Annotated in this window: 10 protein-coding genes; 5 read left to right on the plus strand and 5 right to left on the minus strand. The window is 63.6% G+C overall.

Annotated elements, in window-relative coordinates; translation table 11 throughout:
- Positions 1-21: 21 nt before the first annotated feature.
- The 4 genes from RCO31_RS22010 to RCO31_RS22025 all read right to left on the minus strand — a co-directional run bounded on the left by RCO31_RS22010 (position 22) and on the right by RCO31_RS22025 (position 7,494).
- Positions 22-1,203, minus strand: a complete 1,182-nt coding sequence (locus tag RCO31_RS22010; RefSeq protein ID WP_308970644.1) for a lytic murein transglycosylase — start codon at positions 1,201-1,203, stop codon at positions 22-24.
- Between the two features lie 189 nt (positions 1,204-1,392).
- On the minus strand, positions 1,393-4,893 hold the full coding sequence (locus tag RCO31_RS22015; RefSeq protein ID WP_308970645.1) for a hybrid sensor histidine kinase/response regulator: 3,501 nt from the start codon (positions 4,891-4,893) through the stop codon (positions 1,393-1,395).
- 233 nt (positions 4,894-5,126) lie between these two features.
- The gene (gene hemA, locus RCO31_RS22020) at positions 5,127-6,356 is read right to left on the minus strand and encodes a 5-aminolevulinate synthase (protein WP_308970646.1); all 1,230 of its coding nucleotides are present in this window, start codon (positions 6,354-6,356) and stop codon (positions 5,127-5,129) included.
- A 94-nt stretch (positions 6,357-6,450) separates the two neighbouring features.
- Positions 6,451-7,494 (minus strand): MBL fold metallo-hydrolase, encoded by a 1,044-nt coding sequence (locus RCO31_RS22025; protein ID WP_308970647.1) that lies wholly within the window; start codon positions 7,492-7,494, stop codon positions 6,451-6,453.
- A gap of 595 nt (positions 7,495-8,089) precedes the next feature.
- On the opposite strand from RCO31_RS22025, the gene RCO31_RS22030 reads away from it, so the two are divergent.
- Together RCO31_RS22030 and RCO31_RS22035 are read left to right on the plus strand one after the other, a co-directional pair.
- Positions 8,090-8,527 carry a hypothetical protein gene (locus RCO31_RS22030; protein ID WP_308970648.1) on the plus strand — a complete coding sequence of 146 codons (438 nt, stop codon included), beginning with the start codon at positions 8,090-8,092 and terminating at the stop codon, positions 8,525-8,527.
- Between the two features lie 417 nt (positions 8,528-8,944).
- On the plus strand, positions 8,945-9,253 hold the full coding sequence (locus tag RCO31_RS22035) for a hypothetical protein (RefSeq protein ID WP_308970649.1): 309 nt from the start codon (positions 8,945-8,947) through the stop codon (positions 9,251-9,253).
- Here the strand turns inward: RCO31_RS22035 and RCO31_RS22040 are convergent.
- Entirely contained in the window at positions 9,207-9,911 is a 705-nt protein-coding gene (locus RCO31_RS22040; RefSeq protein ID WP_374991520.1) for a TetR/AcrR family transcriptional regulator, read from the minus strand. The genes RCO31_RS22035 and RCO31_RS22040 overlap by 47 nt on opposite strands.
- An 83-nt stretch (positions 9,912-9,994) precedes the next feature.
- On the opposite strand from RCO31_RS22040, the gene RCO31_RS22045 reads away from it, so the two are divergent.
- The 3 genes from RCO31_RS22045 to RCO31_RS22055 all read left to right on the plus strand — a co-directional run bounded on the left by RCO31_RS22045 (position 9,995) and on the right by RCO31_RS22055 (position 11,927).
- The gene (locus RCO31_RS22045; RefSeq protein ID WP_308970650.1) at positions 9,995-11,227 is read left to right on the plus strand and encodes an MFS transporter; all 1,233 of its coding nucleotides are present in this window, start codon (positions 9,995-9,997) and stop codon (positions 11,225-11,227) included.
- A gap of 90 nt (positions 11,228-11,317) precedes the next feature.
- The gene (locus RCO31_RS22050; protein WP_308970651.1) at positions 11,318-11,557 is read left to right on the plus strand and encodes a DUF2171 domain-containing protein; all 240 of its coding nucleotides are present in this window, start codon (positions 11,318-11,320) and stop codon (positions 11,555-11,557) included.
- 91 nt (positions 11,558-11,648) lie between these two features.
- A complete protein-coding gene (locus RCO31_RS22055; RefSeq protein ID WP_308970652.1) occupies positions 11,649-11,927 on the plus strand; it encodes a hypothetical protein in 279 nt (92 codons plus the stop codon).
- Positions 11,928-12,061 lie beyond the last annotated feature (134 nt).

Below are 12,061 nucleotides of genomic sequence, written 5' to 3' on the forward strand. Positions count from 1 at the left end.
ACCGCGGCTCTGCGTCCGCCGCTAGGGATTGCCGCCGAGCGCGCGAAGGATCTTCTCACCCGCGCGGCCTGTCGGCTGCATGCCGAGCTTCTTCTCCGCGCTGGCGATCGCCTCGCGCGTTGCGGGGCCGATCCTCCCGTCGGCCTCACCGACGTCGTAGCCTCTGTCGCGCAGCAGCTTCTGCAACTGCATGCGCTCGGCGCGGGAAAGCCCCCGATCATCGGTCGGCCACGGCGTCCGCAGCGCGGGCTCGCCGGCGAGCCTGTTCGCCAGGTATGAGATGGCGAGAGCGTAAGACTCGTGATGATTGTAGGCGTAGATCGCATCGAAGTTGCGGAAGACAAGAAAGCCGGGCCCTCGCGGACCTGCCGGAAGCAACAACGCCGCCTTGGTGCCGCCCGACAGTTTTGTGCCATCGGCGCGCAGAACGCCGCGCCGCGCCCACGCGTCGAGCGTGCCCTTCCGCTTTCGTCCTGACGGCCCGCGATAGTCGGCCGGCACCTTGGCTTCGACCATCCAGCGGCCTTTGCGCCAGCCGGCGCGATGCAGATAGTTCGCGGTCGATGCCAATGCGTCGGCCACCGAACCGACGAGGTCGCGCTTTCCATCGCCATCGAAATCGATGGCGCGTCGCCGGTAGGTGGACGGGATGAACTGCGTGTGACCGAACGCGCCGGCCCACGATCCTTTCAGCTTGTCGAGTTCGATGTCGCCGCGTTCGACCAGGCTGAGTGCGGCCAGAAGTTCGCCGCGCCAGAACGGCGCGCGCCGTCCGCCCTCACAGGTGAGCGTCGCCAGCGCATGCGGCAGAAAGCTGTCACCGGCTTGGCGGCCGTAGTCGGTTTCCACGCCCCAGATAGCAGCAATCACATGGCGGTCGACGCCGAAGCGCCGCTCGATGGCCCGGAGCTCGGTGTCGTATTTGCGCATCATGGCGCGGCCGTCGGCGACGCGCTGGTCGTCGACAACAAAGCTCAAATAGTCCCAGATCGGAATCTTGCCTTCCGGCTGCGCCTGCGACAAGCGCAGGACGTTTTCATCCGGCCGGCTGATATTGAGTGCGCGCGACGCGAGCGAAGGGCTGACGCCCGCCTTCACTGCCTGATCGCGCAGGTTGGCGACGCAGGTCTGGAAGTTCTGCGCAGCAACTGCCGGACCGACGAATAGAAAAATCGCGACCGCGGCAGATATGCTCGAGCGCATCGGCATTCTCCATGGAACCATGGAACTGTCCTCAATCGGACAAAGAGCGCGCAGTGCCGTCACACCACGCCGTGGCCGCGAGCAGGATCGCGACCTCACTCAAGCTGCGCGAGTTTGGTTGAAGTTAGGTAAAGCGAGCGGACAGCTTTCGCAGACAACACGATCGGGCGAACGCCGCCGCCGCACAGTTCATTCCGCGGCTACCAGCCGCTGCTTGCACCACTGGCCGATGATCGCGCGCAACGAGGCCGGCTTCACCGGCTTGTTCAGCAAGCTGATTTGCGCCGCGCGCGCTGCTTCCCGCACCTTCGGGCTGCGATCGGCGGTGATCAGAATGGCGGGGATGTCTGCGCCATACTTCTCACGCAAATCGCCGATGGCGGCGATGCCGTGCCCGCGATCGAGATGATAGTCGACGACGAGGCCGGTCGGCGTGCGTCCGTCGCGCTGGATCGCCTGCATGGCTGAGACGGCATCTGGCAGTGCGATCACGTCGGCGCCCCAGCCGGTGATGAGCGTGCGCATGCCGTCGAGGATCGCCGGCTCGTTCTCGATCACCACGATCAGCGCGCCCTGCAGCGGAGTGCGCGATGCGGAGATCACGTTGGCGATGGTGCTCGCGTGCGTCACGATCTCGGTCGTGGGCACAGTGACCGAGAAATGCGATCCGCCGCTACGGTTGGAGTCCAGTGCCAATCCGTGACCGAGCACGCGCGCCATGCGCTGCACGATGGAGAGGCCGAGCCCCAGGCCACGGGCGATCCGCGCGCCTTGATCGAGGCGGTGAAATTCCTTGAAGATCTCCTTGCGCTTGCTGACCGGAATGCCGATGCCGGTGTCGTAGACGTCGATCTGCAACGACTGGCCCCGGCGGCGGCAGCCGACCAGCACCTTTCCCTTCGGCGTATACTTGATCGCGTTGGAAACCAGGTTCTGCAGCAGCCGCAGCAGCATCGTCTTGTCGGAATGGATCGGCTGCGACGACAGAACGAAGGTCAGTTCCAGGCCCTTGGCCCGGGCAATCGGCGCGAACTCGACGCGAAGCGTGCGCAGCACGTCCGAGACTCGGAAGCTTGTCAGCGACGGCTTCAATGCTCCCGCATCGAGCCGCGAGATGTCGAGCAGCGCGCCAAGCAACTGCTCGATCTGCTCGAGCGAGCCGTCGATGTTGGCGACGAGTCGTGCATCCTCGCCGCCGATCTGGCGTTCGACGAGGCTCGTCACATAGAGCCGTGCAGCGTTCAAGGGTTGCAGCAGGTCATGGCCGGCGGCGGCGAGGAACCGCGTTTTCGACAGGTTGGCCGCGTCGGCCTCGCCCTTGGCGCGGGCGAGCTCGGAGTTCAGCCGCGTCAGCTCTTCGGTCCGCTCATGCACCCGCCGCTCGAGCGTCGCATTTGCCCGTTCCAGCGCCTCGGCGGCCTCGACGCTCTGGGTGATGTCGGAAAACGTGACGACGACACCGTCCGGCATCCGGTTGGCGCGCACTTCGACGACGAGATTGCGGTCGGCGAAGCGCTCCAGATGCGGCATGCCTTCGGTGGTGTAGGCGGCGACACGGGTTGCAACGAAGCTGGCGTCGTCGCCTGGCTGATGCGTCACTTTCGGCTTGATGGTCTCGAGGATCTCTTCGAGCGTGATGCCGACTTCCAGAATGCGCGGCGGCAGATCGAGAATCTCGCCGAACTGGCGGTTGGAGCAGATCAGCTGATGCTCGCTGTTGAAGACGGCGATGCCCTGGCGGACGTGATTGAGCGCGGTCTGCAGGATTTCCTGATTGTAATGCAGCGCCGCATGCGCGTCGTCGAGCAGCTTCAGCGCGGCCTTGCCGGAGACCGTCCGCTTGCGCAGCAACAGCGACAGCACAAGACGGGCGGAAGCAACGCCGATCGCCGACGCGATCAGATGTTCGGCATGCCGCAGCAACTGGAAATCCGCCGGCGTGCCGCGTTCGAGGGCGATGCGGTTGGCGTTCGCGAACGCTTCGAACGACGCTCGCGTGCGGTCGGGGCCGAGATATTGCCCGACCGTATTCATCAGGTCCTCGACCGTGACGGTGCTGCGCCAGCGGCGGAAGTTCGGCGCCGCCGGAGCGAGCCGCGGTGGCACGAACAAATCGGCTTGCAGGTGCTCGATCGAGGTCGGCTGCCGCGCCAGTGACACGACCACATAGGCGATGACGTTGAGCATCAGGCTCCAGAACACGCCATGCATCAGCGGCGGCAGGTCGAGGCCGAACAGCGCCTGCGGCTTGAGCGCGGCGATTCCAAACGGGCCTTGCGTCAGCACCTCGGCGCCGATCAGCGCTGCGTCGGCGAAGCTCGGCAGGAACAGCGTATAGGCCCAGACCAGGAAGCCGATGATCATGCCGGCCAGTGCGCCAAGCGCGGTGCCCCTGCGCCAGAACAGGCCGCCGAAAAAGGCGGGGGCGAACTGGGCAACGGCGGCGAACGAGAGCAGTCCGATGGAGGCGAGCTGTGCGACGCCGGACTGGCGATAGTAGAAATAGGCGAGCAGCAGGATGCCGAAGATCGCGACGCGCCGGATCTTCAACAGGAGGCTGCCGACATTCTGGCTGTCGGCAGGCGATGCGGTGCTCCGCTGCAGCACCAGCGGCATGACGATGTGGTTGGACACCATGATCGCCAGCGCCACGCATTCAACGATCACCATTGCGGTCGCAGCCGACAGGCCGCCGATGAACACTGCCACCGTCAGCAGCGGCGAGCCGCCCGCAAGCGGCAGCGCCAGCACAAACATGTCGCTGTCCACACCGCCCGTCGGAAACACGATCAGGCCTGCGAGCGCGATCGGAATGACGAACAGATTGATCGCGATCAGGTAGATCGGAAACAGCCAGCGTGCGCGTCGCACTTCGATGTCGCTGGTGTTTTCCACCACACTGACGTGAAACTGGCGCGGCAGAAGCAGAATCGCAAAGAATGCGAGCAGCGTCATCACCGCGAAATTGCCCCAGGAGGGCGCGTACTCCAGCGCTTGCCGTGCTTCCGCGCTCTCGGTCGCCCGCTGCAGCAATTCGACCGGGCTGAACATCCAGAAGGTCACGAATGCACCGACGGCGAGGAACGCGAACAGCTTGACGATGGATTCGGTCGCGATTGCGAGGATCAGGCCGTTCTGGTGCTCGGTCGCATCGGTATGGCGCGTGCCGAACAGCACCGCGAACATCGCCATCGCAAAGGTTACGATCAGCGCCATGTCGCCGATCACCGGCTGCACCGCGCCCGGCGTGCCCATGACCGTTTCCAGCGACGAAGCAACGGCCTTCAATTGCAGGGCGATATAGGGGATCGAGCCGATCAGCGCGATCATGGCAACGGTTGCCGCGACCGCCTGACTCTTGCCGTAACGCGCGGCAATGAAGTCGGCGATCGAGGTGATGTTGTGCGTCTTGGCGAGGCGCACCACGCGCATGAGCAGCGGCGTGCCAAGGCCGACCATCAAAACCGGGCCGGCATAGATCGCGAGGAACTCGATTCCGTTCCGGCTCGCGAGGCCGACCGAGCCAAAGAACGTCCAGGACGTGCAGTAGATCGCCAGCGACAGCGGATAGATCAGCACGCCCGCACGGCTGCGCGGTTCGCCGGACACGCGGTCGCCGTAGCTCGCGATCGCGAACAGGAGGCCGATGTAGCCGAAAGCGGCGACGATCACGACCCAGTGTGGAAGCATTGGCCGCGGTTCCTCGCGTTAGCGGGCCGTCTCACCTGACAGGGGTGACGTTAGCGCTTGATGACCTTGCGAGCGAACGGATTTTCGCAAGTCTATTGCGGCGTGGTTACCCGCTGCGCCTTCCAGCCGGGGCTTGTTCCCGGTTCGGCATGCCCTGAGGAGGCCGGGGAGGCGACCCGTGGCCGGGAAGGGAACAAGGCGTGCCGGGCGGGCGATCCACGGATCGGGTACGCTTACTCCGCGGCGAGCGGCTTGGCTTTCAGCGGCAGGCCGAGCTCGTCCCAGACGTCAACCAGGGCTTCGGCGAGCCCATCGATCAGCCCATCGTCATGATAGGGCGAGGGGGTGATACGCAGCCGCTCGGTTCCCTTGGCGACCGTCGGATAGTTGATCGGCTGAATGTAGATGCCGTGTTCCTCGAGCAGCAGGTCGCTCGCCTGTTTGCAGCGCTCCGGATCGCCGACGAACACCGGCACGATGTGCGTCTGGTTTAACATCACCGGCAGACCGGCGGCGGCAAGCACCGACTTGACGCGTGCGGCGCGGTCCTGGTGTCGCTCGCGCTCCCAGTTGGAGGATTTCAGGTGGCGGATCGCAGCGGCGGCCGCGGCGCAGATCGGAGGCGGCAGCGCGGTGGTGAAGATGAAACCAGGCGCGTAGGAGCGCACAGCGTCGATTACGTCCGCCTTGCCGGCGATATAGCCGCCGAGGCAGCCGAAGGCCTTGGCCAGCGTTCCTTCGATGACGTCGATCCGCTGCGCAACGCCGTCACGCTCGGTGATGCCACCGCCGCGCGGCCCGTACATGCCGACGGCGTGGACTTCGTCGACATAGGTCATGGCGCCATAGCGGTCGGCGAGGTCGCAGAACTGCGCCAGCGGCGCAATGTCGCCGTCCATGGAATAAAGGCTTTCGCAGGCGATCAGCTTCGGCCGCGCCGGATCGGCGGCGCGCAGTAGTTCTTCGAGATGCTCGGCGTCGTTGTGGCGGAAGATGACGTATTCGCAGCCGGCCTGGCGAATGCCCTCGATCATCGAGTTGTGGTTCAGCGCGTCCGACAGGATCAGGCAGTTCGGCAGCAGCTTGGCGATGGTCGCAATGCCGGTCTGGTTCGACACGTAGCCCGACGTGAACAGCAGCGCGGCCTGTTTGCCGTGCAGGTCGGCGAGTTCGTGTTCCAGCTGCACCAATGGATGATGGGTGCCGGCGATGTTGCGGGTACCGCCGGCGCCGGTACCGATCCGGGTCGCGGTTTCGACCATGGCGCCGACCACCTTCGGATGCTGGCCCATGCCGAGATAGTCGTTGGAGCACCAGATCACCACGTCGCGCTTGCCCTTGGGCGAATGCCACATGGCATGCGGAAAGCGCCCGGCGATCCGCTCCAGATCTGCAAAGACGCGGTATCGTCGCTCGTCATGCAGGCGCGCCAGCGCCTTGGCGAAAAAGCTGTCGTAATTCATCACTCGAAACCCTGCGCAGGGGCGAGCGCGGCCGCCACCTTGGAAGGCTTTTTAGATTGGTTCCAGTCTTGCTGTCGAGGCCAAAAAGACCGTCTCACGCGGCCTTGAAACGCATAATGCCGTCCTTCTGCGTTTCCTTGATCAGTTCGCCCCGCGACAGCATGTAGTTGACGTGCGCGATTACCTCGCCGGTGGCGAAGCCAGCTTGATGTGCATCAAGCGGGCGATGAAAGATCAGCGGCACCATGTCGGAAGCGGTCAGCGGCTTGTCCTTTGCAGCCTTGGCGATCATGCCGCAGCGTTCGACGTGATGATCGAGCAGCTGCTGGATGCGGATCTTCAAGCCATAGAACGGTACGCCGTGACCAGGCAGCACCAGCACGTCATCGGGAATGTCGCGGGCGAGCCGCCGCAACGACGTCATGTAGAGGCCGAGCGAGTTGGCTTCCGGCTCCATCGCCCAGACGCTGACGTTCGGGGAAATCTTGCTCAAGACCTGATCGGCGGAGAGGAACAGCTTGTCGGCCCGCGACAACAGCATCATCTGCTCAAGCGCGTGGCCGCCGCCCGTGAACACCTCGAAGCTGCGCGCGCCGACGGTCAGCGTGTCGCCGTCGATCGCGCGAAAGAACGACGGCGGCAATCCGGTGGTGCGCGTCAGGTAGTTCGAGCCGCGTCCAAGCAGGGCGCTGACGCCTTCCTCGCCGATGCCGTGGATTCGGTAAAACTCCGCCTGATCCTGTACCTGGATCTCGGTGCGGCGGGTCTGATGAAACAGGCCGTGAAAGTATTCCGCCTGGGTCATCGTCAGCGGCGCCTTGAAGCGCTCGGCGAGCCAGCCGGCGAGCCCAATATGGTCGGGATGCGAATGCGTGACGATCAGGCGCGTGATCTTCGTGCCCTTCAAGGGGCCTGCCAGCACCTCGTCCCATGCCGCCTTGGTCTGATCGGTGCCAATGCCGGTGTCGACAGCGGCCCAGCCGCCGTCATGCGCGATCAGGTAGATGTTCACGTGATTGAGTTGAAACGGCAGCGCCAGCCGCAGCCACAGGATGCCGGGCGCAACCTCCGTCAGTTCGCCGGGTTTCGGCGTAACGGGGTGAGGGTAGACCAGCGGATCGGTTGCCGTTCCGTGCATGTCGTTTGCTCTCGCTGCGGCTTGAAAAGCGCGCCCAGCTACGGGCTTAGCGGTCCGCCACCCCCTGCGCCAGCCGAAAATGCAGGCGGGCCCATGCGCGGGTTACATGCGGCTAATTTATATGTCGTACGACATATAATGGTCAGGCGTCGTCATCGCCGAAGCGGCGCGGCGATTGCCGCCGGCAATGACGGTCGCGTCGTGCATCGTGCGGGTGTTGCCGCCATTCGGTATCTGGCTGCGGCAGTCTGCTAACTGCTGCTCCATTGTGACGACGTTAACGGCCAGGTTACATGTCGGACGCATAGGCCCATGCTGCCGCATTTAGGCCGCGAAATGGTTCCGATCGGCTGTTGAACCGCGCTCCGCTGTTGTGCGGCGCGTCTGCACCCCACAGCAGCACATTCCTACGATCGGAGATTTTTGAATGCGGTCTGTTCGAGTATGCGTGCTTGCGTGCGCGTTTTTTTCCTCCCTTCCTCTTGCCACTGTCCAGGCGCGCCCGCGTGCTCCGGTCTTGGCTCCCGAATGCAACATTTCGTTCTCTTGCGAGGCGCCGGTCAGCGGCTCCGTAGCGCCAAGAGCCGACAGGACGATGCAAAGGCGCGCGGCTCTCGAGCCGCAGGTGCGCGAACAGGCATTGGCCTATGCGCCGGCCAATGCTCCGGTCGAACGCGAAAGCCGCGGACGGGCGAACCGGTCGATGGCGGGCATCGTGCCGGCTCTGGCGGCCAAAGTCGCGCAGATCCAGTCGGTCTGCTCCGGTGCTCATGTGATTTCAGCAGTCCGGCACACGCGCATCCGCGGCACCGGCCGGATGAGTCTCCACGCTACGGGCGAGGCGGTGGACATGCGTGGCAATCCGTCATGCGTCTACGCGCAGCTCCGCGACTGGCCGGGCGGCTATTCGACCGATTATGCCCGCGCGAAGCACATTCACATTTCGCTTGCAGCAAACGGCCGTGAAGCCGGGCTGCGCTTCACGCATGGTGGCGGCAAGAGCCATCGGCACCGCCGATTTGCCGGACGGTAATATTTCGCAATGTGTCTACGATCGCCGCGCGGCGTCGGATTCGTTCGAAGGATCGGCGATGAAGCGCTGCGGTTGGTCCGGCAACAGGGTTTGACGTTCGTATCAGCATTGCCACGTGTTCGGCGTACGAACGTCAAACCCAAAAGCGCCCTGGCTTCATGGCACCACTGACTTCATGACGCCGGTCTCTCTTGGTTTTGCGGGCACGAGATTGTTGCAAAGTAATGCTGACGTTAACGTCGCGGACGTCTGATGTTCATTTCAATGTGAGTTGGATTTAGCGCCGAAGCATGATCGTTTGCAGTCGCGTCGATCGTATCACCTGCATCACCTGCCCGAATGCTTCCCCGCCTGCTTCCAGTCGTGTCTGTCGCCTTGCTGGTCTCCGCCTGCTCCTTTTCCGGGATCGGTGAGCCCGTGGCCGATCCTCCGCCGGACCAGAGCGACATGCGCGCAGCCTACAAGGCGATCCGCGATGCCTATGCCGGCTTGAAAATGTCGGGCAATCCGGAGATGTCGCGCGTTCATCGCGTGCGCGGCGGCTACCTCGCGGAGTGGGCAATGTGCATCCGCAATGACGACGCGAGCAAGCGCCAGCATTACACGTTCTATTTCAAGGATCGCAAGATCAGCGAGTGGCGGCTGTCGGCGATTGTCGAAGGTTGTGAAACAGAAACGTTCACGCCTTTGCCGGCGGCCGAGCCGTCTTCTGCGCTTGCTCGCTGAGGTCGACACCGGCGTCGGCCAGCAGCACCCGCGCAGCGCTCGCTGCTGCGCGCGCCATCGACGGATCGCCCCGCACCATCGCCATCGCAATCGCACCGTCGACCAGCATCGCAAGCTGCGTCGCCAGTTGATCCGGATCGTTCACGCCGATCGCAACCAGGCGCTCGCGAAACCAGTGGCGTCGGCCTTCCTTGTAATCGATGGCGATTTTTCGTGCCGCACGATCGTCATCACCAAGTTCTGCGACCGCGTTGACGAAACGGCAGCCGCGGAAATCCTTATCCTCGAATCCCTTTTCGAGCCGATCGAAGGCGCGCAGGATCTGTTCGAGTGGCGGACGCTGGGAAGGGTGCTGCGTGAGGAAGCCGCGCTTTAGATAGGCGGCGACCAGCGCATCCTTGGACGGAAAATGGTTGTAGAGCGTGCGCTTGGAGATGCCGACCTCGGCGGCGATGGTGTCGACTCCGGTGGCGCGAATGCCTGCGCCATAGAACAGCCGTTCGGCGGTATCGAGGATCCGCTCCTTCATCGGCTGCTTCGGCATGCTGTGCTTGACGATTGCCGTCATGGAATGGCTGTCATGTAAACAGACCTGTGTAATTCGCTTGACAGGGCGGAACCGGCATCTCAGTGTAGTTACACAGATCAGTGTAATCAAGCGCACGCCGCTGAGAACAAGGGGCAAGGGGGCCGGACAGCGGATCCCAGCCCATTAAATATTAAGTAACCGAGAAACCCGGCATGGCAGATTTGCGCGCGCTCCGGCCCGTCTACCCGATCCTGCTGGGGGCGGCACTGATGCTGTCGCTGAGCCTTGGCTTGCGCCAGAGTCTCGGGTTGTTGGCGCCGCAGCTCACGCGCGATCTCGCCATCTCGATGTCCGATTTCACGCTCGCGATCGCGATCCAGAATCTCTCCTGGGGCTTACTGCAGGCCGTGGCGGGCGCGATGGTGGTGAAATACGGCTACCGCACATTGATGGTCGGCGGCGCCGCCCTCTACGTGATCGGACTCGTGCTGTTGGCCACCGCTCAAGGCCTCGTTGCCGTGATCGTCGGCGCCGGCATCTGCCTCGGCATCTCGATGTCTTGCACGGCTTCGGCGTTGGCGAACTCGGTTGCCTCGCGTGCCGTGCCGCCGCATGTGCGCAGCATCGTGCTCGGTATCGTCACGGGAGTCGGATCGATCGGTGCGCTGATTGCTGCTCCTCTCGGCCAAGGGCTTGCCGAGGCGTTCGGCTGGCGGGTTGGCGCGTGGGGCTTTGTCGTTCTCGCACTCGGCATGATCCCCGCGGCCTGGTTCGCCAGCAAGGTCGACAAGATTCCGTTGCCGCCGGCCGCGTCGCATGAGATCGGTCACGCCACCGTAGGTACGGCGCTGCGTGCCGCCGCGACGCATCTGCCGTTCGTGGTGATGGCATGCGCCTATTTCGTCTGCGGCATGCAGCTCGTGTTCCTGACCACGCATCTGCCGTCGTATCTGGCATTGTGCGGAATGGATCCGATGTTGAGCGCGCAGGCGCTCGGCACGATCGGCGGGTTCAACATTCTGGGAAGCCTGTTCTTCGGCTGGGCCGGCCAGCGCTGGAACAAGTTGTCGTTGCTGGGCCTCATCTACATCTCGCGTTCGATCGTGCTGTCGCTGTATTTCGTTGCGCCGCCGACGCCGACAACGACGCTGCTGTTCGCAGCCGTGATGGGATTTCTGTGGCTGGGTGTCAGTCCGCTTACCGCCGGCGCAATTGCCGAAATGTTTGGCTTGCGCTGGCAGCCGATGATCCAGGGCATCGCCTTCGTCAGCCACCAGATGGGAAGCTGCCTTGGTGCGCTCGGCGGCGGACTGCTTTACGACGCGCTCGGTTCATACACGCTCGCCTGGCAGATCGGCGTCTCGCTCGGCCTTACCGCCGGCATCGTGCAGGTCGCCTTCGCACTATGGCGCCCGCCCTCGCAATCAGTCGCCATGGTCGGCTAAGTTCCCGCGCGACTTTTCAGCGAGCCGTGACTGAACGAGTTGCGGTTCCTCGCGTTGTCGCCTCGTGATCCCCTGAAAAAGGAACATGCCATGGCACAAGCGGTGCACCCCTCCCAGATCAAGGAACATATGGACGTGATCGCCTCCGACGGTGCGAAGATCGGCACGGTCGACCATCTGGAAGGTATCAACGAGATCAAGCTGACCAAGCATGATGCCCCGGATGGCAAGCATCATCTCATTCCGATGAGCTGGGTGGACCATGTCGATCAGAAGGTTCACCTCAACAAAGCGGCCAATGACGCGAAGGCGCAGTGGCAGGCAGCCTGACTTTTCTGCCGTTGCCTTGCGGGGCTGTCGGGCGCGGGTTCAGACCTGCGCCCGATCGCATTGAGGGAGGCCTGCTGTAAAGCGGACAGTCATGGCGGGGATCGATCTGTTGCGCGCGCTCTTGACCAACCGCGTTTTCGCGGCCGCACCGGGCTGGAACGACGATCGTTGGGGCTTCGCTGAGTTCGCCTGCACGCCGGCCGAATGCGCCGACCTGTTTCGGCGTGGGCTGATCGAGGCGGAGCCTGTGGAAATTCCCGATGCGGTACTGACGGCGCATGGGTACAGCCGCGAGACCTGCGGGCCGATCACCCATGAATGGAAGCTGACCGCGGCGGGGCGCGCGTTGCTCACAGATGAGGCCCCTTAACCAAATTCTCGCATTCTAGTGTCCCGAATCCGAAGTTCGTATACTTTGCAGCGAGCTCAGAGCGAACTTCGGATTCGATCAGGACACTAGCAAGTTTATGATTCTAGTGTCGTTTATGGATCAGAAATTCGCAC

This window comes from Bradyrhizobium sp. LHD-71, from assembly GCF_031157255.1.
Classification (GTDB): Bacteria; Pseudomonadota; Alphaproteobacteria; order Rhizobiales; family Xanthobacteraceae; genus P52-10.